The 25,683-nt window shown below is 67.5% G+C and carries 25 protein-coding genes; 22 read left to right on the top strand and 3 right to left on the bottom strand.

Features of this window, described 5'->3' with window-relative positions:
* Nucleotides 1-81 precede the first annotated feature (81 nt).
* The 5 genes from V7D63_RS00700 to arsH are packed head-to-tail and all read left to right on the top strand — an operon-like array spanning nt 82 to nt 3,109.
* Complete coding sequence (locus tag V7D63_RS00700) at nt 82-417, top strand: ArsR/SmtB family transcription factor (protein WP_333590335.1); 336 nt, start codon at nt 82-84, stop codon at nt 415-417.
* A 7-nt stretch (nt 418-424) separates the two neighbouring features.
* A complete protein-coding gene (gene arsC / locus V7D63_RS00695) occupies nt 425-850 on the top strand; it encodes an arsenate reductase (glutaredoxin) (protein ID WP_333590334.1) in 426 nt (141 codons plus the stop codon).
* Complete coding sequence (arsB, locus tag V7D63_RS00690; RefSeq protein WP_333590333.1) at nt 847-1,926, top strand: ACR3 family arsenite efflux transporter; 1,080 nt, start codon at nt 847-849, stop codon at nt 1,924-1,926. The genes arsC and arsB overlap by 4 nt, the downstream gene beginning before the upstream one ends.
* Nucleotides 1,926-2,342, top strand: coding sequence for a GNAT family N-acetyltransferase (locus tag V7D63_RS00685; protein WP_333590332.1), 417 nt, complete (start codon nt 1,926-1,928; stop codon nt 2,340-2,342). The genes arsB and V7D63_RS00685 overlap by 1 nt, the downstream gene beginning before the upstream one ends.
* A complete protein-coding gene (gene arsH / locus V7D63_RS00680) occupies nt 2,342-3,109 on the top strand; it encodes an arsenical resistance protein ArsH (RefSeq protein WP_333590331.1) in 768 nt (255 codons plus the stop codon). The genes V7D63_RS00685 and arsH overlap by 1 nt, the downstream gene beginning before the upstream one ends.
* A gap of 12 nt (nt 3,110-3,121) precedes the next feature.
* Here the strand turns inward: arsH and V7D63_RS00675 are convergent, their stop codons facing one another.
* Entirely contained in the window at nt 3,122-3,547 is a 426-nt protein-coding gene (locus V7D63_RS00675; RefSeq protein WP_333590330.1) for a MerR family transcriptional regulator, read from the bottom strand.
* Nucleotides 3,548-3,601: 54 nt separating this feature from the next.
* On the opposite strand from V7D63_RS00675, the gene V7D63_RS00670 reads away from it, so the two are divergent.
* The 12 genes from V7D63_RS00670 (at nt 3,602) to V7D63_RS00615 (ending at nt 16,053) form a co-directional block, all read left to right on the top strand.
* On the top strand, nt 3,602-4,279 hold the full coding sequence (locus V7D63_RS00670; protein ID WP_333590329.1) for a cation transporter: 678 nt from the start codon (nt 3,602-3,604) through the stop codon (nt 4,277-4,279).
* A gap of 154 nt (nt 4,280-4,433) precedes the next feature.
* The gene (locus V7D63_RS00665; protein WP_333590328.1) at nt 4,434-4,763 is read left to right on the top strand and encodes a hypothetical protein; all 330 of its coding nucleotides are present in this window, start codon (nt 4,434-4,436) and stop codon (nt 4,761-4,763) included.
* Nucleotides 4,764-4,821: 58 nt separating this feature from the next.
* The gene (locus tag V7D63_RS00660; RefSeq protein ID WP_333590327.1) at nt 4,822-6,075 is read left to right on the top strand and encodes a TolC family protein; all 1,254 of its coding nucleotides are present in this window, start codon (nt 4,822-4,824) and stop codon (nt 6,073-6,075) included.
* Nucleotides 6,075-7,274, top strand: coding sequence for an efflux RND transporter periplasmic adaptor subunit (locus V7D63_RS00655; protein WP_017505582.1), 1,200 nt, complete (start codon nt 6,075-6,077; stop codon nt 7,272-7,274). The genes V7D63_RS00660 and V7D63_RS00655 overlap by 1 nt, the downstream gene beginning before the upstream one ends.
* Nucleotides 7,275-7,286: 12 nt before the next feature.
* On the top strand, nt 7,287-10,508 hold the full coding sequence (locus V7D63_RS00650; protein WP_333590326.1) for an efflux RND transporter permease subunit: 3,222 nt from the start codon (nt 7,287-7,289) through the stop codon (nt 10,506-10,508).
* The gene (locus V7D63_RS00645; RefSeq protein ID WP_017505580.1) at nt 10,508-11,110 is read left to right on the top strand and encodes a cation transporter; all 603 of its coding nucleotides are present in this window, start codon (nt 10,508-10,510) and stop codon (nt 11,108-11,110) included. Before V7D63_RS00650 ends, V7D63_RS00645 begins: the two co-directional genes overlap by 1 nt.
* On the top strand, nt 11,107-12,018 hold the full coding sequence (locus V7D63_RS00640; RefSeq protein WP_333590325.1) for a cation diffusion facilitator family transporter: 912 nt from the start codon (nt 11,107-11,109) through the stop codon (nt 12,016-12,018). The genes V7D63_RS00645 and V7D63_RS00640 overlap by 4 nt, the downstream gene beginning before the upstream one ends.
* A gap of 82 nt (nt 12,019-12,100) precedes the next feature.
* Nucleotides 12,101-12,544 (top strand): CopM family metallochaperone, encoded by a 444-nt coding sequence (copM, locus tag V7D63_RS00635; RefSeq protein ID WP_333590324.1) that lies wholly within the window; start codon nt 12,101-12,103, stop codon nt 12,542-12,544.
* Between the two features lie 4 nt (nt 12,545-12,548).
* Nucleotides 12,549-12,959 (top strand): hypothetical protein, encoded by a 411-nt coding sequence (locus V7D63_RS00630; RefSeq protein ID WP_333590323.1) that lies wholly within the window; start codon nt 12,549-12,551, stop codon nt 12,957-12,959.
* Nucleotides 12,956-14,086 carry an acyltransferase family protein gene (locus V7D63_RS00625; RefSeq protein ID WP_333590322.1) on the top strand — a complete coding sequence of 377 codons (1,131 nt, stop codon included), beginning with the start codon at nt 12,956-12,958 and terminating at the stop codon, nt 14,084-14,086. The genes V7D63_RS00630 and V7D63_RS00625 overlap by 4 nt, the downstream gene beginning before the upstream one ends.
* Before the next feature lie 205 nt (nt 14,087-14,291).
* Nucleotides 14,292-15,284, top strand: a complete 993-nt coding sequence (locus tag V7D63_RS00620; protein ID WP_333590321.1) for an HNH endonuclease — start codon at nt 14,292-14,294, stop codon at nt 15,282-15,284.
* Between the two features lie 4 nt (nt 15,285-15,288).
* Nucleotides 15,289-16,053 carry a hypothetical protein gene (locus tag V7D63_RS00615; RefSeq protein WP_333590320.1) on the top strand — a complete coding sequence of 255 codons (765 nt, stop codon included), beginning with the start codon at nt 15,289-15,291 and terminating at the stop codon, nt 16,051-16,053.
* Nucleotides 16,054-16,074: 21 nt separating this feature from the next.
* Here the strand turns inward: V7D63_RS00615 and V7D63_RS00610 are convergent, their stop codons facing one another.
* Complete coding sequence (locus tag V7D63_RS00610; RefSeq protein ID WP_333590319.1) at nt 16,075-17,373, bottom strand: hypothetical protein; 1,299 nt, start codon at nt 17,371-17,373, stop codon at nt 16,075-16,077.
* 252 nt (nt 17,374-17,625) lie between these two features.
* Between V7D63_RS00610 and V7D63_RS00605 the strand changes: the two genes are divergently transcribed.
* Nucleotides 17,626-19,635: a ParB/RepB/Spo0J family partition protein gene (locus V7D63_RS00605; RefSeq protein ID WP_333590318.1), complete on the top strand. Its 2,010-nt coding sequence runs from the start codon at nt 17,626-17,628 to the stop codon at nt 19,633-19,635.
* Nucleotides 19,636-19,696: 61 nt separating this feature from the next.
* Here the strand turns inward: V7D63_RS00605 and V7D63_RS00600 are convergent, their stop codons facing one another.
* The gene (locus V7D63_RS00600; RefSeq protein WP_333590317.1) at nt 19,697-20,329 is read right to left on the bottom strand and encodes a hypothetical protein; all 633 of its coding nucleotides are present in this window, start codon (nt 20,327-20,329) and stop codon (nt 19,697-19,699) included.
* Between the two features lie 110 nt (nt 20,330-20,439).
* Between V7D63_RS00600 and V7D63_RS00595 the strand changes: the two genes are divergently transcribed.
* From V7D63_RS00595 to V7D63_RS00580, 4 genes are all read left to right on the top strand, one after another.
* The gene (locus V7D63_RS00595; protein ID WP_333590316.1) at nt 20,440-21,399 is read left to right on the top strand and encodes a hypothetical protein; all 960 of its coding nucleotides are present in this window, start codon (nt 20,440-20,442) and stop codon (nt 21,397-21,399) included.
* A 4-nt stretch (nt 21,400-21,403) separates the two neighbouring features.
* Nucleotides 21,404-22,912 carry a hypothetical protein gene (locus tag V7D63_RS00590; RefSeq protein ID WP_333590315.1) on the top strand — a complete coding sequence of 503 codons (1,509 nt, stop codon included), beginning with the start codon at nt 21,404-21,406 and terminating at the stop codon, nt 22,910-22,912.
* Nucleotides 22,913-23,000: 88 nt separating this feature from the next.
* The gene (locus V7D63_RS00585; protein WP_333590314.1) at nt 23,001-23,915 is read left to right on the top strand and encodes a HEPN domain-containing protein; all 915 of its coding nucleotides are present in this window, start codon (nt 23,001-23,003) and stop codon (nt 23,913-23,915) included.
* A gap of 33 nt (nt 23,916-23,948) precedes the next feature.
* Nucleotides 23,949-25,670 (top strand): hypothetical protein, encoded by a 1,722-nt coding sequence (locus V7D63_RS00580; RefSeq protein WP_333590313.1) that lies wholly within the window; start codon nt 23,949-23,951, stop codon nt 25,668-25,670.
* Nucleotides 25,671-25,683: the final 13 nt, after the last annotated feature.

Raw genomic sequence — 25,683 nt, 5'->3', positions numbered from 1 at the left:
CGTACCCTCTCCACCGTAGATTTGCGGCCCGTGTGAGGATGAGCAGCTTGAATATTTCCATATTTCTACTAATTCAGAAATATGGAAACCGAAACCTCGATTCTCGCTCTTGCGGCCTTGGCGCAATCAACGCGACTGGAGGCGTTTCGCCTTTTGGTCCGCCACGAGCCCGACGGTCTGGCGGCCGGTGACATCTCCAACCATCTGGCCATCCCGGCCAACACGCTGTCGTCCCATCTCGGCGTCCTGACCCGGGCGGGGTTGATCAAGTCGGAGCGTCGCAGCCGGTCGATCATCTACCGCGCCGATCTGGACCGCCTTCGCGATTTGGTCCTGTTCCTGCTCAAGGACTGCTGCGGGGGCAGGGCGGACCTGTGCGAGCCGCTTCTGGCAGAACTCGCGCCTTGCTGTCCCTGAGGACGCCATGGACGTCGTCATCTATCACAACCCCGCCTGCGGGACGTCTCGCAACGCCTTAGAGCTGATCCGCCACGTCGGGATCGAGCCTCATGTGGTCGAGTATCTCAAGACCCCGCCGTCGCGCGCCATGGTCGCCTGGCTGGCGGAGCGGACCGGTGCCCCGCTGCGCGACCTGCTGCGGGAGAAGGGCACGCCCTTCGCCGAACTGGGTCTCGAGAATCCCGCCCTGACGGATGACCAGTTGCTCGATGCGATCGAGGCCCATCCGATCCTGCTCAACCGTCCGATCGTGGTCAGCCCCCTTGCGGTCCGCCTGTGCCGCCCGTCGGAGGCCGTGCTGGACCTGCTGCCGGCCGAGAACCTGAAGCCCTTCACCAAGGAAGACGGGGAGGTCGTAATCGACGCGGACGGCCAGCGGGTGGCGAGATGACCGACGCGCCCGCCGCTCCGCCGCGCCGCCTGTCGTTCCTCGACCGCTGGCTGACGGTATGGATCTTCGCCGCCATGGCGCTGGGCGTCCTGCTCGGAACCGTGGTGCCGGGCCTGCCCGCCTGGGTCGACAGCCTGTCGGTCGGGACCACCAACATCCCGATCGCCATCGGCCTGATCCTGATGATGTACCCGCCGCTGGCCAAGGTCCGCTACGAGGCCCTGCCGCGCGTGTTCGCCGACAAGCGGGTGCTGGCTCTGTCCCTGATCCAGAACTGGGTTCTCGGTCCGGTGCTGATGTTCGCCCTGGCGGTGATCTTCCTGCGCGATCAGCCGGAGTACATGACCGGCGTGATCCTGATCGGCCTGGCGCGCTGCATCGCCATGGTGCTGGTCTGGAACCAGCTGGCGCGCGGCGACAACCAGTATGTGGCCGGTCTCGTGGCCTTCAACTCGATCTTCCAGATCCTGTTCTTCAGCCTCTACGCCTGGGTCTTCCTCACCGTCCTGCCGCCGTTGTTCGGCCTGCAGGGCAGCGTGGTGGACGTCAGCGTCTGGACCATCGCCGGAGCCGTGCTGGTCTATCTCGGCGTGCCGTTCCTGGCGGGGTTCCTGACCCGCCGCAGTTTGATCGCCCGCAAGGGCGCCGACTGGTACGAGCGCCGCTTCCTGCCGCGAATCGGGCCGATCACCCTGATCGCGCTGCTCTTCACCATCGTGGCCATGTTCAGCCTCAAGGGCGGAGAGGTCGTGGCCCTGCCGCTCGACGCCCTGCGCATCGCCATTCCCCTGACGATCTACTTCCTCGTCATGTTCGTCGTCAGCTTCCTGATGGGCAAGCTGATCGAGGCCGACTACCCGCGCACCACGGCCTTGGCCTTCACCGCGGCCTCGAACAATTTCGAGCTGGCCATCGCGGTCGCCATCGCGGCCTTCGGCCTGGCGTCGCCGGTCGCCTTCGCCGCCGTCATCGGCCCGCTGGTGGAGGTGCCGGTGCTGATCCTGCTGGTGTCGGTCGCCCTCTGGATGGGCCGGCGCTGGTTCCCGGACACGGTCCCGTCGGCGGACGCCGGGTGATGGTGGTCCTCTATCTGATCGAGCCGACCGACGCCGGCCTGATCGCCGCGCTGCGGGGCGAAGGCCTGCCCGCGCCCGACGCCGGCCGCTACTTCAGCGCCGATCACTACGGCGCCGTCGTCGGCTACGTCGGACTGGAAGGGGAGGGGCGCGACCTGTTGCTGCGTTCCCTGGTCGTCCTCGCCGACCGGAAGGCGCGCGGCCTGGGAGCCCGGGTGCTCGCCGCCGCCGAGATCGTCGCCGGCCACATGGGCGGCGCCCGCCTGCATCTGCTCACCACGACGGCCGAGCCCTTCTTCACCCGGCACGGCTACCGGGTGGCGGACCGCCAGACGGCGCCGGAGGCGATCCGGCGGACCCGCGAGTTCGCGGGGCTCTGCCCGGCGTCGGCGGCCTATCTGACCAAGGATCTCTGATGACCTTCGACCGCCTGCGAGCGCTACCCGATCCGGATCATCTGCCGGCCCTGGACAAGGCCTATCTGTCGACCGATCCGGCTCGCGGTCTGGGGCCGCACGACCATCCGCCCCGGATCCTGCTCCTGTACGGATCGCTGCGCGAACGGTCCTATTCGCGCTTCTGCGTCGAGGAGGCGGCCCGCCTGCTGCAGTGGATGGGATGCGAAACCCGCATCTTCGATCCGTCGGACCTGCCCCTTCCGGGGTCGCCCGGCGACGATGACCACCCGGCGGTGCGCGAACTGCGCCAGCACGCCCTGTGGTCCGAGGGCATGGTCTGGTGCAGTCCGGAGCGGCACGGCCAGGTCTCGGGCCTGATGAAGCTGCAGATCGACCATCTGCCCCTGAGCATGGGCGGCGTGCGCCCGACCCAGGGCCGGACCCTGGCCGTCATGCAGGTCTCCGGCGGGTCGCAGAGCTTCAACGCCGTCAACACCCTGCGGCTGCTCGGTCGCTGGATGCGGATGATCACCATCCCCAACCAATCGAGCGTGGCCAAGGCCTTCCAGGAGTTCGACGACGCCGGGCGGATGAAGCCGTCCGCCTACTACGAGCGCATCGTCGACGTGATGGAGGAGCTGGTCCGCTTCACGATCCTGACCCGGCCTCACGCCGCCCGGCTGGTCGACCGCTATTCCGAGCGCAAGGCGGCCGGGGTTCCGATCGACGCCGCGGACGATCTCTCGTCTATCGCGATTGCGCCCCAATCCCGACCAAACGCCTGACTGTCGGTCTGCCTAGTGTCGGCAGTCGCGGTCCTGAAGGACTTCGATGACCTTGCAGGCCGAGACTCGCCCGCCGGCACAGTCGGTGGTCATCCGTGAAAGTTCAGTCTGAAGCGCCTGTAACTGCCGAATCTTCTCCGTGACATCGGCCAGGTGCCGTTCCGCGATGGCGTTTGCGTCACTGCAGGTGCGGTCGGGGTGATCGGCAAGGTCGAGGAGCGAGCGGATAGCGTCCAGGTCGAAGCCCAACTGGCGGGCGTGCCGGATAAAGCCGAGCCGGCGCAGTGCGGGTTCGTCGTAGAGCCGACGATCGCTGGCGGTACGCGGCGGCTCGGGCAGGAGCCCGGCCTGCTCGTAGAAGCGGATGGTCGGCACCTTCACGCCGGTCGCGGCGGAGAGCTTGCCGATGGTCAGATGCGGAGCGGAAGGGAGCGTCATCGGCTGAAAATAGGCGCTTGATCCTCTAGTGACTAGAGGATGTAGACCGAGGTCATGGACCAGACCGAAACCTCCTGCCGCCCGACCTCCGGCTGCTGTGGTCATGACGTAAAGTTCGACGGCGCCACGCCGGCCTATCGCCGCGTGCTGGTGGCCGTGATCGCCATCAACCTCGTCGGCTTCGTTGCGGTGTTGGCCGGCAGCCTCGCGCAGGGATCGGCCGCGCTCGCCGCCAATGCGCTCGATTTCCTCGCCGACAGCGTCACCTACGCCGTCAGCCTCTGGGTCATCGGGCGATCGATGCGCCTGCGCGCGGGAGCGGCGCTCGCCAAGAGCGCCAGCCTGGTCGTGCTGGGGCTGTCTGTCCTCGGCTTCGCGGTCTGGCGGGCCATGACCGGGGCAGCCCCGGAGGGCTTCGTGATCACGGGCCTGGGTCTATTCGGCTTCGCCGCCAACCTGGTCGCCGCCGCCTTGCTGCTGCGCTTCAGGGACGGAGACGCCAATGTTCGATCGGTCTGGCTCTGTACGCGCAACGACCTGGCCCACAGCCTCGGCGTCGCCGCGGCGGGCGGTCTGGTCTGGCTGACGGGATCGCGCTGGCCCGATCTCGCCGCCGGCGCCCTGCTGGCCTTCATCTTCCTGCAATCCGCCTGGTCGATCACCCGTCAGGCGCTGGTCGAGACCCGCGAGGCCGCTCGCTCGTCCGCCGCCCTGCCTGGAGCGGGCGCTTGATCCGCCGGGCCCGATCCGGCGTGACCGGTCGTCGCAGCAGGGCGGGTCGGAGCGCCTGCCCGTCGCGCAAGGCCGGGGCCGCCGGAGCAGCGTACTGTGTAACAGATTGCCGATACGGGCGAACGAAAGTATGCAGCCGCCGATGACCTGGTCGATGGTGACATGGGCGAAGTTGATTCTGGCGGTGACCTTCGTCGCCGCCGCCTTCTTCGTGGCGCCCATCGCTGACGCAGCGACCTGCCAGCCCGAACCGCCCGCCGCCCACGCCCTGGTCGATCACGATCCGGCCGAAGGCGACCACACCGGCGGCAAGGACCACGGCATCTGCTCTCACGGCCATTGCCATCATACCGCCGCCGCTCGCACGACGGTCGGCGAGGACCTGCCTCTGCAGGCGTTCGACCGGCCGCTCCACGCCTTGCCCCTGAGCGATCTCTTCGGCTCCATCGCGCCCGACGGACTGAAACGCCCTCCCAGAGCCTGACACGACGACCGCGCTTCGGCGCGGGCTCTCTCGTGTCACTCCCTCTGGAAGATGAATCATGCCTGCCTCATATCGCCGGCCGCCGCGTTTCGCGGTCGGCTGCGCGCTCACCGCTATCGCGGCTGTGCTGGCCAGCCCCGCGTGGGCTGACCCTGCGCCTTCGTTCGCCGAGCTCCTCGCCCGGCTAGACCAGACCCCGGCCACCCTGGAAGCCGGCGCGCTTCTGGACGCCGCCGAAGCCCGGGCGCGCCAGGCGCGTGTCCGCCCCAACCCGACCCTCGCGCTCGATGCCGAGAACGCGTTCGGGAGCGGGCCCTTCTCTGGCTACGGCAATGCCGAGACCACGCTCTCGATCACTCAGGATCTTGAGCTCTGGGGTCGACGCACGGCTCGCATCAACGCGGCCCGCGCCGATGCCGGGACCGCCTCGCTCCGACGAGACCTGGCCGTGGTCGACGCCGCCGGACGGTTGGCGCTGGTCTACGCCGACGCCGAGGCGGCCGAGCGGCGCGCGACCTTGGCCGAGGAGAACCTGAGCCTCACCCTCGCCGACGCCCGCGCGGCCCTGGTGCTGGTGGAGGAGGGGCGCGAGCCGCTTCTGCGCGGCATCCAGGGCGAGAGCGAAGCCGCCGCCGCGCGCGCCGGTCTCGACGAAGCCATCGCCGAACGGGACGCGGCCTTCGCCCGGCTCACGGCGGTGGCCATGCTCGCCGAGCCGGTGACGACCATCGACGTCAGCTTGCTGGACCTCGCGCCGGCGACCGCCCTTTCGCCGACGGACCAGACGCCGACCGTGCGCGTGGCCGAGGCTGAGCGCTCGGCCGCCGAAAGCCGCATCGCGGTCGAACGCACCCGGTCGCGACCGGACGTCAGCGCCAGCGTCGGTCTTCGCCGCTACGAGGCGGAAGACGCGACGGCGCTGACGTTCGGCCTCAGCCTGCCCCTGCCGCTGTTCGATCGGAACCGCGGCAACATCGAAGCCGCCCAGGCGGACTTCAGGGCGGCCGACGCCCGGCTGATGACCGCCCGCCAGGAAGCCCAGGCGGACCGGGCCGCAGCACAGGCGCGCCTTCGCGCCTCGGTGAGCCGTGTCAACGCCGCCGACGCCGGGGTGACCTCCGCCGAAGAAGCCTACCGCCTCTCGCGGATTGGCTTCGAGGCGGGCCGGATCTCGCAGCTCGAGCTTCGCGCGACCCGCACCGCCCTGGTCAACGCCAGAACCGCCGCCGTGGACGCCCGCCTCGCCCGGGTCCGCGCGGAAATCGATCTCGCGCGCCAGGACGGCCGCGCCCCCTTCCAAGGAGCCCAATGATGCGCAAGCGCACTTCCAACAAGACCTTGCTGATCGGCGGGGTCGCCGCCCTCGTCATCCTCGGGGCCGGGGGTCTTTACCTCGCCATGGGACGGTCGGATCCGCCCGCCGCCGAAGGCGCGGCGGCTGAAGGCGAAGCCAGTCACGCCGAAGAGGAGGGCGGTCACGCCGAAGGCGAGGCCGAAGCGCCCGAGGGCTTCGTCGCTCTCAGCGCCGCCCAGGCCCAGGCCGCCAATCTGGTCGTCGTCGGCGTCGGTCGGGGCGGGGGCGCCGAGACCCGGCTCTCCGGTCGCGTCGAACCCATGATCGACGCCCGCGCCGCCGTCGCCGCGTCTGTCGGCGGACGGGTGGAACGGGTGCTGGTGGCGCCCGGCCAGTCCGTTCGGATCGGCCAGCCCCTGGCCAGCCTCGTGAGCGGCGACGCGGCCACCTTCCGCGCCGACGCGGACGCGGCCGCGGCCCAGTCCGAAGTCGCGCGCCAGGCCTATCAGCGCAACAGCAACCTCGCCGACCAGGGCGTCGTCGCCCGGCAAGAGGTCGAGGCGTCCCGGGCGCAGCTGCTCAGCGCCGAGGCGGCGGCCCGAGCGGCCCGCGCGCGGTCGAGCGCGGCCGGATCGCCCAACGCCGCCGGACGGCTGAGCGTGAACAGCCCGATCGCCGGCGTGGTCACCAGCGTTCAGGTCGGCCCGGGCGGCTTCGTCCCGCAGGGCGGCGTGATCGCCGAGGTGACCAACCCCGCCCGCGTCGAACTCGTGTTCAATGCGCCGCCGCACCTTGCGGCGCTCGTCCGCGCGGGATCGACCTTGCGGGTCTCCAGCCCCGCGGGCGATTTCGACGCCGTCGTCACCGGCGTCGCCGCCGGGGCGGGCGCGGAAAGCGGCGCCACCGTGATCCGGGCGCGCCCGACGGGAGCGACCCTGCCGCCGGCCGGCTCCGCCGTCACCGGCGCGATCGTGACGGGTGAAGCCGCCGGCGGCCTGACCGTGCCGACGGAAGCCATCCAGACCGTCGACGGCGCCAGCGTCGTCTTCATACAGGTCCCGAACGGCTTCCAGCTCCGTCCCGTGCTCGTCGGTCGCCAGGCCGGGGGACGCACGGAGATCCTGCGCGGCCTCGACGGGTCAGAGCGGGTCGCCGGAACCAACGCCTTCCTCCTCAAAGCCGAACTCGCCAAGGGCGAGGCCGAGCACGGCCACTAAGGGGGCGCGCGAATGTTCAAATTCATCATCGAGCTGTCGGTCAAATTCCGATGGTTCATCGTCCTGGCCACGGCGCTCGTCGCGGCCTACGGCCTCCTCGAACTGACACGGTTGCCGATCGACGCCGTGCCGGACATCACCAACCGCCAGGTGCAGGTGACCACCGTCGCCCCGGCCCTGGCCCCCGAACAGATCGAACGTCAGGTCACCTATCCGATCGAGACCGCCATGGCCGGCATCCCCGGCCTGACCTCGACCCGGTCGCTGAGCCGCAACGGCTTCAGCCAGGTGACCGTCATCTTCACCGACCAGACGGACATCTATTTCGCCCGTCAGCAGGTTGCCGAACGATTGGCGCAGGCGCGCGAGACGATGCCCGAAGGTGTCGAACCGGCGCTGGCGCCCATCACCACCGGCCTGGGCGAGGTGCTGATGTGGACGGTGGACTACAAGCCGTTCAACAGCGCCAACCTGGCCAAGCCAGGCCAGACCGGCTGGCAGGCCGGCGGCGCCTATCTGACGCCTGAAGGCGATCTCCTCACCACCCCGCAACAGCGCGCCACCTATCTGCGCACCGTGCAGGACTGGATCATCGCTCCGCAGATGCGGACGGCGCCCGGCCTGGCCGGCGTCGATACGGTCGGCGGTTATGTGAAGGAATACGCGGTTCGTCCGGATACGGCGCGTCTGTCGGCCTACGGGCTCGGCATGGGCGACCTCATCCAGGCGCTCGACCGGGCCAACACCCAGGCCGGGGCCGGCTATGTGCAGCGTGCGGGCGAGGCCCTGACCGTTCGCACGGACGCGCTGGCCTCGACCGTCGAGGACCTCGCCCAGGCGCCTGTCGTCAATCGAAGCGGCCTTGTGGTCCGCGTCGCCGACGTCGCCACCGTCGAGGTCGGCCAGGCCCCGCGTCTGGGCGGCGCCAGCCGCGACGGACACGAAGCAGTCCTCGGCACCGCCCTGATGATCGCGGGTGGCAACAGCCGCACCGTGGCCCAGGCCGCCGGCGACCGGCTCGAGGAGGTGCAGAAGACCCTGCCGCCCGGCATCGAGGCCGTGACGGTGCTGGACCGAAGCGCCCTGGTGAACTCCACCATCGCCACGGTGGCGCGCAATCTGACCGAAGGCGCGCTCCTGGTCATCGTCGTGCTCTTCCTGCTGCTCGGCAACATCCGGGCGGCGAGCATCACGGCGTTGATGATCCCGATCAGCTTCCTGTTCGCCGTCATCGGCATGAACCGGTTCGGCATCAGCGGCAATCTGATGAGCCTCGGCGCGCTGGATTTCGGCCTACTTGTCGACGGCGCCGTCGTCGTCGTGGAGAACACCCTGCTGATGCTCAGTCAGAAGCGCGCGGAGGCCGGGCGCATGCTGACGCGGCACGAGCGTCTCGGCGTCGCCGCCGCGGCGGCACGCCAGATGGTCAAGCCGGCCGCCTTCGGTCAGCTGATCATCCTGCTCGTCTTCACCCCCCTGCTGATGCTGGAAGGGGTCGAAGGCAAGACCTTCATCCCGATGGGCGCGACGGTCATGCTGGCCCTGGTCGGCGCCTTCATCTTCTCCTTCACCTTCGTGCCGGCGATGACGGCGCTCCTGGTGCGGGATCCCAAGAAGGTCGAGGTCGACGAACACGGCCACGCCCACGAGCACGAGACCTTCCTGCTGCGCCACGCGCGCCGCTGGATCGCTCCGGCCATTCGCACGGCCGTCGATCGCCCGAAGATCGTCCTGCTCTCCGCGCTCGGCGCCCTGGTCATCGGCGGCGTCACCTTCACCACCCTCGGCCGGGAGTTCATCCCGACCCTGGACGAAGGCGACATCGCCATGCAGGCGCTGCGGGTTCCGTCGGCCTCGCTCGAGCAGTCGCTCGCCATGCAGATGGCGATCGAGCGGGCGATCAAGGCCCAGCCGGAAGTGGAGACCATGTTCTCGCGGACCGGCACCGCCGAAGCGGCGGTGGACCCCATGCCGCCCAACATCTCCGACAGCGTCATCGTTCTGAAGGACCGCAAGGACTGGCCCAACCCGGGTCTGGAGAAGGAAGAGCTGATCGCCCGCTTCGAGGAAGTCGCGTCGCGGCAGATCGGCAACAACTTCGAATTCAGCCAGCCGATCGAGCTCCGCTTCAACGAGCTGATCTCGGGGGTGCGGACTGACCTGGCGGTCATGGTCTATGGCGACGATTTCGCCACCATGCAGCGTGTCGCCGACCAGGTGGCCAACGCTCTGCGCCAGACGAACGGGGCGGCCGACGTGAGGGTGGAACAGGCGTCCGGCCTGCCGACCCTGACGATCAGCGTGGACCGGTTCGCCGCGGCCAACTACGGCCTGTCGGCGGCGGACGTCTCCGAAGCGGTTTCGGCCGCGATCGGCGGCGCCGAGGCCGGCCGCATCTTCGAGGGCGACCGGCGTTTCGACGTCGTGGTCCGTCTCCCCGACGCCGCGCGCAACGATCCGGCGGCGCTGGCGGCCTTGCCGATCGTGTCATCGACCGGCGTGACCGTGCCCCTGTCCTCGGTCGCGCGCATCCAGAGCGCCGAGGGACCGAACCAGATCAGCCGCAACGACGGCAGCCGCCGCATGGTCGTCCAGGCCAATGTGCGCGGTCGCGATCTGGGCGGTTTCGTCACCGACGCCCAGAAGTCGGTGGATCAGGTTCAGCTCCCCCCGGGTGTCCGCCTGGACTGGGGCGGCCAGTTCGAGAACCTCAAGCGCGCCGAACAGCGGCTGGGCCTGGTCATTCCGATCGTCTTCGTCCTGATCGGCGTGTTGCTGTTCATGGCTCTGGGCTCCTTCGCCGAGGCGGGTCTGGTGTTCGCCTGCGTGCCGCTCGCCCTGGTGGGCGGGGCGCTGGCGCTGCTCCTGCGCGGCATGCCGTTCTCCGTCTCGGCGGCCGTCGGTTTCATCGCCGTCTCCGGCGTGGCGACGCTCAACGGCCTGGTGCTTATGCAGGCGATCCGCGAGCGGCTTCAGGCGGGATTGCCGCCCCGTGACGCGGCCATCGAGGGTGCGTCCAGCCGCCTGCGGGCGGTGCTCACCACCGCCATGGTGGCGATCGTCGGCTTCATTCCGATGGCCATCGCTCACGGCGCGGGGGCCGAGGTTCAGAAGCCGCTGGCGACCGTCGTCATCGGCGGCCTGATCACCGCCACCGCCCTGACTCTGCTGGTCCTCCCGACCTTCGCGGCCAAGGCGGTGCGTCATCGCAAGGACGAGGGGATCGAAGACTGATGGCCCGGCCCCAGGATGACCGTCAGCAGCGCCGGACGCTGCTGACGGTTCTCGGCCTCAACGCCGGCCTGGCGGCGGCGCTCGGGATCGGCGGCGTGTCCGCCGATTCCAGCGCCTTGCTGGCCAATGCGCTGGATAACGCCTCGGACGCGGCGGTCTATCTGATCAGCTTTTTGGCCATCGGTCGGGCAGGGACCTGGAAACGGGGCGCCGCAAGGGCGTCGGGGATCATGTTGCTGGTCTTCGCCGTCGGCGTCCTCGTCGACGCCGTGCGCCGGGTGATCACCGGAACCGAGCCGATCGGTCCGACCATGATGGCGCTCGCCCTGGTCGCCGCCGTCGTCAACCTGATCTGCCTGCAGCTCATCCGCCGCCAGCACAGCGGCGACGTCAACATGAAGGCGGCCGAGACCTTCAGCTTCAACGACTTCGCGTCCAACGGCGGCATCCTCGTCGCCGGCGGTCTGGTCCTCTGGCTCGACCAGGCCTGGCCCGACCTCGTCGTCGGCGTTCTCGTCGCGGCGATCGCGATCAAGGGCGGCGTCGAGATTCTCCGCGACGCCAACGCCGCCTCCGACCACCCACAGGAACGCGCTTCATGACCAACCACGACCATTCCAACGGGCACGCTCACGACCACACCGCCGGGGCCAACGCCCGGCAGCTCACCATCGCCCTGGCGCTGACCGGGACCTTCCTGATCGTTGAGGTCATCGGCGGCCTGGTGTTCAACAGCCTCGCCCTGCTGTCGGACGCCGCGCATATGTTCACCGACGCGGCGGCCCTCGCCATCGCGCTGTTGGCGATCAAGATCGGCCAGCGGCCGGCGGATGAGAAACGCACCTTCGGCTACAGGCGGTTCGAGATCCTGGCGGCGGCGTTCAACGCCGTGCTGCTCTTCGTCGTCGCCGGTTACGTCCTCTACGAGGGGATCAAGCGCATTCTGGATCCCGAGCCCGTCGGCTCGATCGGCATGCTGATCGTCGCCGCCGCCGGCCTGGTGATCAATCTGATCTCCATGCGCATCCTGTCGAGCGGCAAGGATCGCAGCCTCAACGTCAAGGGCGCCTATCTCGAGGTCTGGGCGGACATGCTCGGCTCGCTCGGCGTCCTCGTCGCCGCCGTCGTCATCACCGTGACGGACTGGCGCTGGGTCGATCCGATCGTCGCGATCGCCATCGGCCTGTGGGTCCTGCCCCGCACCTGGATCCTGCTGCGCGACACCACCCACATTCTGCTGGAGGGCGCCCCGCGCGGCGTGGCCCTGTCGGACGTGCGGGCCGCCATCCTCGCCACCCCCGGGGTCGCCAGCCTTCACGACCTCCACGTCTGGGTTTCGGGCGCGGATCAGGCGAGCTGCACGGTTCACGTCGTGCTGTCGGAGGGCGCCGACGCCGATGCTGTCCGACAGGCCGTCGGCGACATGCTCGAAGAGCGCTTCGACCTGCATCACACGACCGTCCAGACCGAGCTCGAGCCCTGCGGTGACGCCGGAGGTCTGCACGTATGACCCGAAGCGACGACCCAGCCCGGTCCGCCGCCATGAGGGGCGACGAGATCCAAACCCTTTTTCAAACTCAAAGGAAAACGCCATGAAGCGCACCGGTTGGATCTCGGTGATCGCGGTCTTCCTCGCCGTCGCCGCCTTCGCCTTCGGCATTCTGTCCCGTCGAGGCGCCCCCGACGCCTCCGCCCCGCCGCCGGTCGAGGCGCGAGCGATTGATGGGCACGCCGGCCACGAGGGCGCGCCCTCGGATACGCCGTCGACCCGCGCCTATCGGGAGGCCGCCGACCGCATGCACCAGGCAATGAACGTCGACTACTCCGACGACGCCGACATCGACTTCCTGCGCGGCATGATCGCCCACCACGAAGGCGCGATCGCCATGGCCAGGATCGCCGTGGAGGAGGGCGAGGCGGATGACGTGCGCGGCCTGGCGCAGGAGATCATCCGCGCCCAGGAAGCCGAAATTTTGCGGATGCGGATCATGCTGGCGCGGCACGAGGACGCGCCCGCCGATCCTGCACGGCCCTGACCTCATGGCCGGCAAGCGCTTCACGGTCCGCAGCCGCAGCATCCGCTGGCGCGAAGGGCGCTACAAGGGCCGCCGCGGCTCGAGCCCGCGCCCGCCGCCGAAACCCCGGCCGGTGCTCGATATCGTGATCGCCGTCGGCGCCAGCCTGATCGCGGCCTTCTTCGTCCTGTGCATGGCCTTCTCCCTGCTCGGCGCATACGGAACGCCGCTCTACATCGGCTATGGCGTGATGATGAGCCTGGTGACGGGCGGCTGTCTGGTGTTCGGTCCCCGCGACCGGGCCGGATTGATGATCGCCGGCGGGCTCGGCGTGCTTTGCGTCGCCGGAACCCTCATCCTGTACGGGGTGCGGGCGGACGTGCACTACCATCCTCACGCCAACGAACGCCCCGCCGCCACAGGGAAGCGCGAATGACGATCAGCTCCGGTGTGGAAGGTCAGGCCCGCCGCCCCGCGCGCATCGCACGCGGCGGCTGGCTGGACGTGCTGCGGTTCGCCGCCGGATCGCTGATCATCCTCTACCACTTCCGGGAAGCGGCCCCGCTGCCGCTCGGACAGATCCATCCGGTGTTCGACCGGGGGTTCCTGCTCACCGACTTCTTCATCATCGACTCCGGCTATGTGCTGGCCCGGATCTACGGCGAGCGCCTGGCCTCGGGCGGGATGGACGTCAGGACCTACGCCCGGCAGCGGCTGCTGCGCGTGTTCCCGGCCCATCTGGCCGTGATCGCCGGTCTCGCGGCCCTCGTCGCGGCCGCCGCGTTGGCCGGGTTCCGACCGAGCAATCCCCAATGGTTCGACTGGAGCCAGCTGCCCGCCCAGGCCTTGCTCGTGCAGGCCTATGGCGTGCCGGGCGGTGTCGGCTGGAACGCGCCGACCTGGACGCTGTCGGCTCTGATCGGCTGCTATCTGCTCCTGCCATGGGTCTGCCGAGCGCTCTGGGGCCGGCCCTGGGCCACGGCCGCGGTCGCGATCGCCCTGCTTTTCGCCGCCGACGTCGCCAGCCGCGTCTGGCTGGGTGACCCGGTCTATCGCCTTCCGCTGCGGTTCGGGTTCCTCCGCGCCTTTCCGCTCTTCCTGCTGGGCGTGGCCGCCGCCGTGGTCGGTGCGCGCGTCTACGTGCGCCCGGCGGTGGCGGGCGCCCTGGGACTGGGCGCCGTCGGCGCGCTGGCGCTCGTTCAGGCCGTGGGCCCGTTCGGCCTAGCCTCCCTGCTGCTGATGACCCTCATCATCTGGGCGGCCGGCGCCCTGCCTGTGGTGCGCCCGTCGCGCCTGATCGAGCATCTCGGCCTGATGTCGTTCGCGATGTTCCTCACCAATGAGGTGACCCGCATCGTCTGGTTCGGTGCTTTCGACGCCGTCGGTCAGTCGGACTGGTCCGTCGGGATGCGCTGGGGCGTCTGGGCCGCCGGTCTGGCGGCGGCGTTCATGGGGGCGGCGGCGTTCCGGTATGGGTTCGACCGGCCGGTTCAGGCCTTGTTGAACCCGCCGAGGCCTGCGACGCCTGCGCCCGGGGTCAGCGCGGATCGGCCGGTGGCCTGACCGGCGAAGGAATCTGCCGGGGAGGCACTCTACAGACTGCACTGTATTGCTGAATCTCCTTGATCGTTCGAGGGACGACCGGTCAGCTTGGGGCATCGGGTTCTTCGCGCTAGGAGAGAACCTTAGGCGGAAGCCTGCCAGCAGTGGCTGTGAGGCCCGCGTCGATATAGACCTGCGGACAGTTAGTTGCGAACCGGGAGTTGGGATGGAGGCGCGTTTTTCCCGCGCTGTGGTCACCGTAGTCGCTCAAAGGGCGGCCAACACCTGCGCGAATCCGGATTGCGGCGCGGTTACGAGTGGTCCGGCCGAGGATGAGACGCGTGCGGTCAATGTGGGCGAGGCGGCGCATATTTTCGGCGCGCAGCCCGGTTCGGCCCGCTTTGACCCGGCGATGGAAGATGTCGGTCGGGCCGACGTCACCAACGCAATCTGGCTCTGCCGCAACTGCCATAAGCGGATCGACGCTGACCCCCAGCAGTTTCCGTCCGGCCTGTTGTTCGAATGGAAGCGCGATCACGAAACGCGAATGGCGAGCGTCCTCGGCAAGGCCGGGGCGCTGGCTCGCGAGCGGTTCCGGGTCCGCGAACTGGAGCCTTTCGCCAAGGCCAGTTACCTCGCCCAACAGATCGTTCTCGATCGGCCCGAATACTGGGAATACAAGCTCACGGCTGAGCTTCTGAGAACCATGGCGGAGCCCGTCCTGACGCGTTGGCGTCATCTCGAGCGCGGCCTCTACACCCGACCGTCGCGCATCATCGATCGCGACGAGTTCATCCAGTGGCATTCGGCCCATTTCGCCGAGATGAGCCGCTTTTCGACCGCGTTCGGAGGCCTGATCAACGAGGTGTTTGCGGAGGCGTGGGGCGAGCCCGGCGTGGCCGGATCCGAAATCGACATCTTGCGGGCATGCCACCTCTTCGTTGACCTCTGCGAGCAACTGATCCTCTGGGAGGAGAAGGTTCGTTTCGCTGTCGTTCCTGATGAGTTCGAGGAGGTGCGGGCCTTGATGGTCGGGATCGGAGGCCGCTTCCTCGTTCAACTGGCCCTGGTCCCACCGATGCTCACCGGACTCTTCTCCGGCGAGGCCAAGACCGGCGTGCATCGGTTGAGCCTGGAACTGGACCTTCCGCCGGGGTGGGTCGAGCGTCATGCGGCGGCGCTTAAACGCGCGCAACGCGCTCTGAGCAGACGGTGGTGACGCCATGCAGATGACGGATGAGGAGATCCGGGTCGCTTCGGCCGAGAAGCTGCTCGAGGAGCGAAACCATGGGGCGGCGGTCACGGAGACGACGCCGAAGGAGATTGGACCGGCCGTACTCGAATTCTCCGGCACGCTCGGCGGCGATCCGCCGGTGATCGTTCCGGTGACCGAGGATCCGCTCGGCCGCTATGGCTGGTGCAACGACGGTGTCCGGCTGAAGGTCGCCGCCGAGGGCGGTGAGCCCGTTCACGGCTGGACTATCTGGGAATGGGCGCCCGCGCTCCTGACGGCGGAGTTTCACTGCGTCTGGCGGAGTCCGGCGGGCGAACTCCTCGACATTACGCCGAAGCCCCGGCGCGAGCAGACCATCGTGTTCGTCAAGGACGACGCCTACCCGGCCGACTTCGACTTCGACCAGCGCCCCCTCAGCCGACGGATGAACATCTACGGACCGGCGATCCGGGCGGCGCGGCTCAATGCGCTGACGGCGCGGATGACGCCGACCCAACGGGAGTATGAGACGGGGCGTGCGACGAAGGCGGGACTGTCATTGGAGGCTTGGCTGGAGCGGAAGACCTCGGCTGACCCGGTGTCAGACGCGATCGATGCGCTCATCGCCGCCTGCGACGCGTTTGAAGCCTATTTCGATACCTTGGGGGCGAGCGGCTTCGTCGCCGTCGACCGCACCTTGGCGACTTTGCATCAGAAACGGATCACTGCTCAGACCCGGTGTAAGGCGCTGCTCAAAGGGGTAGCCGCACCCTGATGTCGGGGCCGTTGCTGTACATCATTCGGGCCGGATCGCGCGGAGCGCTTGAGACAGGCTGGGGCGCCCCGCTTCACGAGCGCCGACCACGATCGAATCGAGCAGATTGGTCTTGGTCATGATGTGGCTGACGCCTTCCCAACGCGATTGCGCCAAGGCGTGCTTGCGAACGGTCCGAGCGAGGTTGTCGTCGTAGTGCTCCCCCGGTTCACGGTTGCGGCCGAGGTAGTACAGCGTTTCCAGATCAGCGAACTCGTTGCGATCCAGCAGATCGGAGGCGGCCGTGACCAAGTCTTGGGTCTTTCTCGCGTGCGCTTCGATCGCCTCGAATCCACGATCAAAATAGGACGTGCCGATGTCGGCTGGGTCGATTTCCCTCTCGGGATAGGCGTCGGCCCAGAGTTGGGCGACCCTGAGCGCCTTCTCGTCGGAGAGATGGGTGAGCGGCGTCTCAAGCCCGACCAAGGTGGCGAGGGCGCGCGATTTGCGAATGGCGGTGAGCGCGTGGCTGAACTTGCGGCTGCCCAGGTCGAACTTGGCCATGGCCAAGGCCTTACGCTCCTGGAACTCGGGCTCCCCCCATTCCGAGTGAGGACCGACCATTCCGGCGATGACCTTCAGATCCTCGCGGGAGCATTCTCCCGTGTGGGCGCCGGTAAGTCGATCCTGCTCCAGCTCCCACACCCGCTGCTTTAATCGTTCCAGTATCGCGCCCAGCGCATCGATGCTGCGCTGGATGTGGGGCAGGTTGACCACGGCGAAGCCGCCCAGACTCTTGTCGCCGGCGCGGTTGCGCGAATAGCGAAGCTCCTGGCCGTCGTCGTCGATCGCGGCCAAGCTGCTGACGAACGGTTCGAGCTGTCCGACGAGATCGACGATCCGGGCATCGCCGACCTTGGCGTCACGCAGGTGCGTCCAATGAGACTTGATGTCGTGATCGGCTTTGTGCCGGTGTGGGATCATTCCGATCTCGTGCAGGTGATCGATCGCGAATTTCAGCGAGAGTTCGATCGCATGGCGGCAGTTGTACAGAATGGGCATGGCCAGCGAGTCCCGGCTTCCGAACATCCGCTTGTCGATGACCGCTGCGACCAGTTCCCGGGCCGCTTCAAGATAACCATCGACATAGGCTTCCTCGCTGCCTTGGACGCCGATGCACGCGTTCCACAGGCCGTCGGGAATGACCTCGAAGAATGGATCTTGAGGTGGAACAGGCGCTGGGCGCGGGGTCGTATCAGCTGTCGTCATCGGCGCCAGATGTGACGACGACCCGGCGGGTTCAAGTCCCGGTGATCGCTCAATTTCGTCGACGGCGGTCACGCGCAGGCGGCTAAGGGCTCCGCCCTCGCGCGGGCCAGGGTGAAGCGGCTTCACCGCCGGACCGGCCGGTCTCCCCGACCTTCCGCGCTGGCGACGGGCGTCATGACAATCATCAGGGTCAGGCTTGTGCAGGTCGGGCGATCCCCCTCCGGCCGGTCCGCCCTGGCCCTTGCTACCCCGGTCTCGCCGACGGGCAGGGTTTCAGGCGCGCAGTTCGCGTGCCTGCAACCCTTGCCCAAAGGAGGCAGAGACATGACTGCTCAATCCACCCAAACCGCCCCCATCGAAGCGACTGCGCCGCATCACGGCGCGGAGGTGATCGTGCCGCTGAACCGGCTCAAGGCCTCGCCGAAGAACGCCCGGAAGACCCCGCACAGCCCGGCGACCATCGAGGCCTTCGCGGCTTCCATCAAGGCCAAGGGGGTGTTGCAGCCTCCCGTGGTCGAGATCGAGCGGGACGGGGAGGGCGTTCCGACCGGGAACTACCTCGTCACCATCGGCGAGGGCCGCCGTCAGGGGCTGCGGCTTCTGGCCAAGCGCAAGGCGATCAAGCGCACCCACCCGGTGCGCTGCATCGTGGACGCCGAGAACGACGCCCACGAGATCAGCCTCGACGAGAACGTGACCCGCGAGGCCATGCATCCCGCCGACCAGTTCGAAGCCTTCCAGCGGTTGGCGGCCGAAAAGGGGTATGGCCCCGAAGAGATCGGCGCCCGGTTCGGCGTGTCGGCCCATGTGGTGCGCCAGCGGTTGCGGTTGGGAGCGGCGGCCCCGGAGTTGATGGCGGCCTATCGGGCCGGGACGCTGGCGCTCGACCAGCTTATGGCCTTCTGCGTGAGCGCGGATCAGGACCGGCAGCGGCAGGTGTTCGAGCAGTTGGGCGAGTATCGTCCCGTCCACGCCATCCGCCGCGCCATGACCGAGTCCAAGGTGGCGGTGGGCGACCGGCGCGTCCGCTTCGTCGGCGTCGAGGCTTACGTCGAAGCGGGTGGCGGAATCCTCCGGGATTTGTTCACCGAGGACGGCGGGGGCTGGCTGGAGGACGTGATGCTGCTCGACCGGCTGGTCGGCGAAAAGCTGACCGGCTTGGCCGACGAGGCGCGCGAGCGGGAAGGCTGGAAGTGGGCCGAGGCGGGTCTGGAGTATCCCGACCTGTCCGCGTTCGGTCGGGTCTATCCGGTCGCCGTCGAGCGCTCGGAGGCGGACGCCGCAGAGATCGCGGCCCTGTCCGAGGAGTACGACGGCATCGTCTCCGAAGCCGGTGACGACGGCCTGTCGCCCGAGGCGGATGCGCGGCTGGAGGAGATCGACAAGGCCTTGCAGGCCTTCGGCCCGGGCTTCGCCTACGCCCCCGAGGCCAGGGCGCGCGCCGGGGTTATTGTGATGCTCGGTCACGACGGCCTCGCCCGGTTCGAGCGCGGTCTGGTCCGCGCCGAGGACGTACCCGCCGATCCGCCGTCGCCGTGGCCGGAGGACGAGGCGGTGGACGACGGTGCGAACAGCGGGACGCAGTCGGGTGTGGACGCGCCCGAGGGCGAGACGCCTTCGGCGTTGTCGGATCGTCTGCTGATCGACCTGACGGCGCACAAGACCATGGGGCTGCGCGACGCGGTGCAGCGCGATGTGAACGCGGCGTTGGCGACCGTGGTCCACGCCCTCGTCCTGCAGGTCTTTTATCCGGGCTACAGCGTGTGGACGCCCCTGCAGCTTCGGCTGACGACCACGGGGCTTGAGCGGCTGGCGCCGGGGGTGGACGACGGTCCCGCCGGTCGACGAGTCCGCGACCGGTGCGAGGCGTGGGGCGCGCGTCTGCCCGAGCGTCCGGAAGACCTCTGGGGCGTGGTGGTTGGTCTGGCGCCTTCGGACCAACTGGACCTTATGGCCTGTTGCGCCGGGGTCGGCCTCTACGCCGTGCGCGATCCGCACGACCGACGGCCCGGCGCCTTGGCGCAGGCCGAGACGCTGGCGACGGCGGTCGGGCTCGACATGGCCGGGACGTGGACGGCGACAGCGGGCAGCTACTTCACCCGTGTCGCCAAACCCAAGGTGCTGGAGGCGGTGACGGAGGCGGCGGGCGCCCAAGAGGCCGCACGGATCGCCGGGTTCAAGAAGGCGGACATGGCCGAGGCCGCCGAACGGTTGGTGGAGGGGAAGGGGTGGTTGCCCGTGCCGCTGCGGACGGTGTCGGACGCGGCCGAGCCAGAAGAGTCGGGCTCCGAACCGCCCCGCGATGACGACGCCTATTCGTTCGCCGCCGAATAGCGCCGTCCGAGGCGAAAACTCGCCGCGCGCCCTTTGGGGGCGCGCGGCTTTTTGTTGAGCGTCAGCTCACATCGTCGGCGACCTTGAGCAGCTCGCGAGCGAACTCGAACTCGCTGACGAGATCGCTGGCCTTCTCCTTCGGCCATCCCTGCTCTCGCAGGGTCGCATAGAGCAGATCGGTATCGAGACGCTTGCCGCTCCGATGCACGGTGGCGAGGAAGATCGCCCAGCGTCTGAAATCCGCAGGATGCGATGACCCTGACGACTGGTTGGCCGCACCCGAAAACTGCACGAGCAGCCGCGCGATCTCGGGGCCGAATTCCGCCGCGAGCGAGGTGCGGGGCAGCGATGTGACCACCGACAACGAGAGCGCCGCCGCCGCCGGCTGAACCAGCTGTTCGAGGAACTCTTGAAGGGCCGCATTGTAGACGGTCGTACCAAGGTTGCCGACGTCGCGGGGAACGATGTTCACGATCTGAATGCCCTCCGGCTCCAGATGCAGGGCCACCCCGAGGGCCGGAATTGAGCCGTCGGCCTCTCGCGAGAAGACGCGATAGTTGTCGTCGCCGATGTTTGCCTCGCCCTCCGTCGAGCGCGCCCAAGGCGCCTTGGCGGCGCGCGTCATATGGTCGACCAGCGCATTGATCTCTGCGCGGGTCCCGCGGACCTCAAGGTCGCGCATGACTTCCATCATCGTGTTTTCCTGTCTGGTGTTCGCATATTGTTCTTAGCGCGAAGCGGGCTAGGATCAAAACCGTCGCCATACCGGAACGAGAAATGCCCACAGGTTCGCTGTACGCAAGGATGCAGGCTCACGGCACCCTGACGGAGTCGCCGCGCGACATCCCCGACGCCGTCTATGCATTGCCGTCGACCCTGCACTGGATGCGGGGGCTGGCCATCCTGTCGGAAGCGCACGCCGTCTCGTTCCAAACTGGCAAGGCTTTCTATCAGCGAGTTCAACGCAAACACCTGCCCGAGCCCCAGCTGAATTCGATCTACGAACAATTGCTGTTCTCGCTGAACCAGGTCGCTGCGCTCGATGCGCTCGTCTTCGCGCCCAACAAAGCCGATGTCGCCCGGGTCGGCATCGTGACCTGGTATTACGGCGTCTATGGCGCCGCCTCGGCGATGATCGCGGCGGCCGACGGGTCGTTTCCGGAGACGCACGCCACGACGGCGAAGCAGTGGGACCGCCAGTTTGCCATCCCCGGACTGATCCTGCCCCCGTTCGCGGACCGGATCGACCGCCTCTGCCCGGCGGACGTGGAAGAGGCCCTGAAAGTCCCGCGCAGTCGCGGCAAGCATCCGCTGACCACCAAACCCCAGACCACGGAGGAGGGATGGGGATGCGTCGCCGAATACCTCTCCGGCACTGCGGGCTGGGAGCAATGGAACATCGAACAGAGCGTCAGGAGCGGGAGAGAGTTTCGCGATCTCGGCGTGGACAACTTCCGGACCAAGGCCGCCCGCGCGCTGAGGGACGAGGCGTTCGGGCGCCGCAGCATCTGCTTCCTTCATCAGGCCTCGCGTTACCGGGGCAAGGCCAACTACCGCGATGCGATCTTCCTCGCCTACGGCAAGTCGGTGCCGAAGCTGGTCGATGGCTTTATCGACGATCTACGCTTGGTGCTGAGGGCGTTCAGCGCCATGGCCGCCTCCTACTGTTCGGCCCGGGTCGGACCCGAGGAATGGGCATGGTTCGTCGGCGATCTCGCCGAACGCCGCGCGATCTCGTTGTCGCCGACTGATGTCTGGACCTGACCGCATGGCGGCCGCGCTCGCGATCCCCGACCTGGTCTCGGCCACGGACGAGCAGGTCGAAGCGATGTTCCCGTCGTTCGACGGTCGATGGAGCTCGCAGACCAAGTCCCTTCTGGCGCTTCACACCACCGACGGGCTGAATCTGGACGACAACTGGGCCAGCGTCCCGCAGGCTTGGAGGTGTCACGCCTGCGGCCGCCACAAGCGCGACCTGGCGCGCAAATCGCCGGCCGGCGTCCTAGTCTGCCGACTGGACTGGCATCACGACCACCTGCGCGACTTCGGCAAACGCCTGCTGCGCGACAAGGCGCATCGGCCGACCGATCCAGAGGCCTTCCGCCGCTGGTTCGGGGCCACCGACGCCTGCAAGGATCTGATCGAGCGCTTCCACCCGTCTTTCGTTTGCGTCGATTGCAACGCCGCCGACGGAGACGCGAAGCGCCGGCTCAAGGGCGTGGTCCATCCCGACTTCAGCTTCGCCCCGTCGGAGATTTCTCAGTTCATCACAGCCAGGCCGAACCTTCCGCACGAGGTCGACGTCGAGGCCGCCCTTGGCGTCTGGCGATCCGTCGAGGACGACGTGGGCGATCGTATCGCCTTCGTCGGTGTCCTCGCCCAGCGGGTGTCGGAAGGCCGCCATCAGCGGCTGGGCCGCAAGACCCATCCGGAAGACTGTCTGCGTCCGGTTCTGCGGGATATGACGCGACGGCAGCCGGACCCCGGGCTGAAGCTCGCGAGGGTGCCGCAGCTCTTGTCGGAACGATCCGTTCAGAACGACGGATTCCGGTCCTCGCTGAAGGCCCGCGCCAAATCGGTGCGTGTCCCCACCCAGGCAGATCTCGACGCCTTTACCGCCTCTCAGGATTCCCGCTCGCCGTGGGTTTGGCACGATCCAGACTGGCGCTGCCCGGCGTGCGATCGCTCGCGGTTCGAATGCCTGCGCGCGTCGGGGTCGGGGAAGTGGACAGGCCGGCTGCACTGTTTCCACGTCTACGAAGACGAGACGGATCCCGTCGCCTTGGAGCGCCGCAACGGCTGGAATGAAGGCCTGACCTTCCGATCGCATTCGGACGTGTATCTTTGTCAGGACTGCCGGTTGGTGATCACCGACACGAACAGGAGCCTCGCCGAGCCGTCCGACGACTGTCTGCGCCTGGCCGACTTGCGTGACCTGGCTGGGCAGGCGGCGCCGCACGCTCGCCCCGAGATCGACCTCGCTCGCGCCGCCGCCTTGGCCGAAGAGAACTTCGAGCATACCGAGGCCGCCAAGGCCTACTGGCGTCACAGGTCGGACAGCCGGGGGATCGCGATCGAATACGACCATCTGACCCGTTGGGTCGGGGTGTCGCGTGAGACGGCCATGTGGAACGTCTTGGAGCGGTTGGGCCGCTATGACCTCGAAGAGGAAGAGCTAGGGCTCCTGCTCGACTTCATGCTCGCGGAGGCCAAGCGGTTCTCCGCCGAGGACGAGGCCCGCCCGCGACGGCCGTGGGCCGGGAATGCAGCGGCGTGATGGCGACCACACAGTTCAGTGTCGGGAAAGTCCGCTTCGCGGCTAGATTGCGCTTGCGACGGCGCTGCCCGTCGGGGAGACTCCGCACGTGAAAAAGAGTCTCGATCATCTGCCGCCGCGCAAGCAGGCCGAGCTGCGCCGCGTGGTCGAGGTGCTGCAGGAGTCGTTCGCCGAGGCGACCTCGACGCGCCGCGCCGCGCGCCTGAAGAACGGCAAAATCCTCAAGATCGTCCTGTATGGATCGTACGCGCGCGGTGACTGGGTCCACGACCCGGTCGGCCGCTATTTCTCTGACTTCGACCTGCTGGTCGTCGTCGATCATGAAGACCTGACGGACGGCGAGTTCTGGCATGACGCCGAGAACCGGCTCATGCCGCTCGGGCCAGACATCCGCACGCCCGTCAGCCTGATCGTGCACAGCCTTAATGACGTGAACGAGCAGCTAGATCGGGGGCGCTACTTCTTCGCCGACATCGTACGCGAGGGGATCGTTCTGTTCGATACGCCCGGCGCCAAGCTGCACAAGCCCGCTGATCTGAAGGCTGCCGCGGCCTTGGAAGAAGCGGAGCAGCACTTCGAGAAGTGGATGACCAGCGCCACTGGCGCACAATCCATAGCGCAACATTCGATCGAGACAGGCCAGCCCAACTGGGCGGCGTTCATGCTCCATCAAACTGCAGAGCACCTCTATCACTGCATCCTGCTGGTGGTGACGCTGTACAGTGGCAAGGCCCACAACCTGGCCTTCCTCCGCAAGAAGACCGAGGCCATCGACGCCCGCCTGACCGAAGCTTGGCCGCGAGAGACCAAGTTCGAACGCCGTTGCTTCGAGCTGCTGCGCGAGGCCTATGTGAAGGCCCGCTATTCCAAGCACTACAAGATCAGCGGCGAGGAGCTGGCTTGGCTGACGGAGCGGGTCGAGGTGCTGCGTAGCCTGACGAAGGCGGTCTGCGAGGAGCGGCTCACACAGCTGCGCCGGGACGCCGGAGACGAGGACGAATGATCCGGCCGGCCCGGGTCGGATGAACAGGCGGCGATGAGCAGCAAGAAGCAGTTCGAGGCCCTGAAGGCCGTCGGCATCCTTCCGGACGAAGGACGGACCCAATGGCTTTCAGGCGCGGAAGAGAGCGTCAAATTCCTCGGTGCCAACGCAACGAGCGAGTTTGTCGTTCTGTACGCCAGCATGCCCTGCGCCTGGATCGTCAGCGCGTTTGCACTTACCGAACGGCTTCATCCTGTGGATCGGGAGAGTCTGCGCGAAGCGAGCATTTCTCTCGATGACACCTGGGTCATTCAGAAGAGCTACGGTGGAGGGGAGGGGCATCGCGTCTACCTTGATCCCCCTTTGTCCTTCTCCGCAAAGGCGCTCGAAGGCGGAGACCTACCGGTGTTCCGTAGAACGTTCTACGGAATGGACCGCGTTGAGCCTTTCGAGATCAATCAGAAGCTTCTGCACTGTCTGGGCTTGTTCTTCGTCGAACACCGAAAAGCGTACTGCCGCCTCGACTCAAACGGCGACCTTGAGGATGTGATCAACATCCACCGCGAAGAGGGCGCGGACGCATTCGATCGCAGAGAAATGGTGACGATCCGCATCGAGGATTTGGCGGAGTACCTAGCGCTCAGCAAAATGACGCTTGTTCGCAGGTTCGACTTCACCCGGGTCGATCATCGCACCTTCACCGGGTGGGGCGAGCCACAACGAGAGACCAAGGGTCAGGACGAGCTCTACTACAACCTGGGTTTGGGCGGCGGCAACGGGAGCTGGGCGAACGGCTACCAGCTGTTGCGGACCTCAATCACCATCGCGGACCTGGAAGCGCGTTTCGCCGCTGAGAATTCGTCCAAGGCGCATCGGGAGTACGAGACTTTCATAGCCTATGACTGGAAAAACCGGCGGGTCGTGGAGACTTCGTGTTCGCCTGAGGCGACCGGAAACTACTGCACTGAAAACGAGTTGCCATTCGAGCTCTCGCCAGCCTTTTTCCGCCCGGAGGTCTTGGCCCGCTATAAGGCTGACCCGGAGAAATACCGGCTCGACGACCGGTCCATCAGCTGTCGAAACGCCTGGACGCTGAAGACTTTCGATATCAGCGAGGCCGGCCAGGTTCACACGTATCTGGTCTATCTCGCCGACCTGCCTATCGCCGAGCAGCGCTACTGGAAGGCTTTCAACGAAGCCCCGAAAGCTGGCATTTCCAAACGTGCGTTCGAAACGGATTTCCAGGGCGAGTGGTCATCCCAATACGATCCGCTGTTCGAAGTGAAGCAGGCGGTCGAGCTGCTAAACAAGGCTGGTGTAGCTTGGTGGTCGCCCCGCGCCGAAGCGCTTTCTGACACCACACGGTATCCCAACACGGATTCGGAGAAGGAGTGGTCCGACGAAATCCTGGCGCTCGACCAACTGGTTGTTGAAGGCTTCATCGAGCGGGCGCTGAAGGCGTTGATCGAACATGCGGGTGGGGTCCAACCGACGCACTCCGGAGGTTTGAATGCGCTTGCCGCTGCGCTGCGTGCCCGTGGGCTGAGAGAGGATGAAGCGGCAAAGACCGTGCAGCCGTTCAAAACCCTGCATCATCTTCGCTCGAAGGTGAAAGGTCACTCGTCTCCGAGGGAGAAGGCTGAGCTCATCAGCGCGGCACTGCAGGCTCACGGATCGTTCCCTGCCCATTTTCTGGCTCTGGCTTCGGAAATCGATGTCGCTCTCGCCAACGTGCTGGCGGCGCTGGATGTCCCCGGCCGTAAAAGCAGCACATAGCGAACCGCCGGGG

Source organism: Brevundimonas sp. (assembly GCF_036732845.1).
Taxonomy (GTDB): domain Bacteria; phylum Pseudomonadota; class Alphaproteobacteria; order Caulobacterales; family Caulobacteraceae; genus Brevundimonas.
This window is presented reverse-complemented; position numbering and strand designations above follow the sequence as displayed.

Excerpts from the sequence above, each read along its gene's own strand:
- V7D63_RS00640 (WP_333590325.1), top strand. The coding sequence starts at position 11,107 with ATGACCAACCACGACCATTCCAACGGGCACGCTCACGACCACACCGCC.
- arsB (WP_333590333.1), top strand. The coding sequence starts at position 847 with ATGACCGACGCGCCCGCCGCTCCGCCGCGCCGCCTGTCGTTCCTCGAC.
- V7D63_RS00670 (WP_333590329.1), top strand. The coding sequence starts at position 3,602 with ATGGACCAGACCGAAACCTCCTGCCGCCCGACCTCCGGCTGCTGTGGT.
- V7D63_RS00630 (WP_333590323.1), top strand. The coding sequence starts at position 12,549 with ATGGCCGGCAAGCGCTTCACGGTCCGCAGCCGCAGCATCCGCTGGCGC.
- arsC (WP_333590334.1), top strand. The coding sequence starts at position 425 with ATGGACGTCGTCATCTATCACAACCCCGCCTGCGGGACGTCTCGCAAC.
- V7D63_RS00595 (WP_333590316.1), top strand. The coding sequence starts at position 20,440 with ATGCAGGCTCACGGCACCCTGACGGAGTCGCCGCGCGACATCCCCGAC.
- V7D63_RS00590 (WP_333590315.1), top strand. The coding sequence starts at position 21,404 with ATGGCGGCCGCGCTCGCGATCCCCGACCTGGTCTCGGCCACGGACGAG.
- V7D63_RS00700 (WP_333590335.1), top strand. The coding sequence starts at position 82 with ATGGAAACCGAAACCTCGATTCTCGCTCTTGCGGCCTTGGCGCAATCA.
- V7D63_RS00645 (WP_017505580.1), top strand. The coding sequence starts at position 10,508 with ATGGCCCGGCCCCAGGATGACCGTCAGCAGCGCCGGACGCTGCTGACG.
- V7D63_RS00615 (WP_333590320.1), top strand. The coding sequence starts at position 15,289 with ATGCAGATGACGGATGAGGAGATCCGGGTCGCTTCGGCCGAGAAGCTG.
- V7D63_RS00625 (WP_333590322.1), top strand. The coding sequence starts at position 12,956 with ATGACGATCAGCTCCGGTGTGGAAGGTCAGGCCCGCCGCCCCGCGCGC.
- arsH (WP_333590331.1), top strand. The coding sequence starts at position 2,342 with ATGACCTTCGACCGCCTGCGAGCGCTACCCGATCCGGATCATCTGCCG.
- V7D63_RS00665 (WP_333590328.1), top strand. The coding sequence starts at position 4,434 with ATGGTGACATGGGCGAAGTTGATTCTGGCGGTGACCTTCGTCGCCGCC.
- V7D63_RS00660 (WP_333590327.1), top strand. The coding sequence starts at position 4,822 with ATGCCTGCCTCATATCGCCGGCCGCCGCGTTTCGCGGTCGGCTGCGCG.
- V7D63_RS00605 (WP_333590318.1), top strand. The coding sequence starts at position 17,626 with ATGACTGCTCAATCCACCCAAACCGCCCCCATCGAAGCGACTGCGCCG.
- V7D63_RS00685 (WP_333590332.1), top strand. The coding sequence starts at position 1,926 with ATGGTGGTCCTCTATCTGATCGAGCCGACCGACGCCGGCCTGATCGCC.
- V7D63_RS00650 (WP_333590326.1), top strand. The coding sequence starts at position 7,287 with ATGTTCAAATTCATCATCGAGCTGTCGGTCAAATTCCGATGGTTCATC.
- V7D63_RS00655 (WP_017505582.1), top strand. The coding sequence starts at position 6,075 with ATGCGCAAGCGCACTTCCAACAAGACCTTGCTGATCGGCGGGGTCGCC.
- V7D63_RS00675 (WP_333590330.1), bottom strand. The coding sequence starts at position 3,547 with ATGACGCTCCCTTCCGCTCCGCATCTGACCATCGGCAAGCTCTCCGCC.
- V7D63_RS00600 (WP_333590317.1), bottom strand. The coding sequence starts at position 20,329 with ATGATGGAAGTCATGCGCGACCTTGAGGTCCGCGGGACCCGCGCAGAG.
- V7D63_RS00580 (WP_333590313.1), top strand. The coding sequence starts at position 23,949 with ATGAGCAGCAAGAAGCAGTTCGAGGCCCTGAAGGCCGTCGGCATCCTT.
- copM (WP_333590324.1), top strand. The coding sequence starts at position 12,101 with ATGAAGCGCACCGGTTGGATCTCGGTGATCGCGGTCTTCCTCGCCGTC.
- V7D63_RS00620 (WP_333590321.1), top strand. The coding sequence starts at position 14,292 with ATGGAGGCGCGTTTTTCCCGCGCTGTGGTCACCGTAGTCGCTCAAAGG.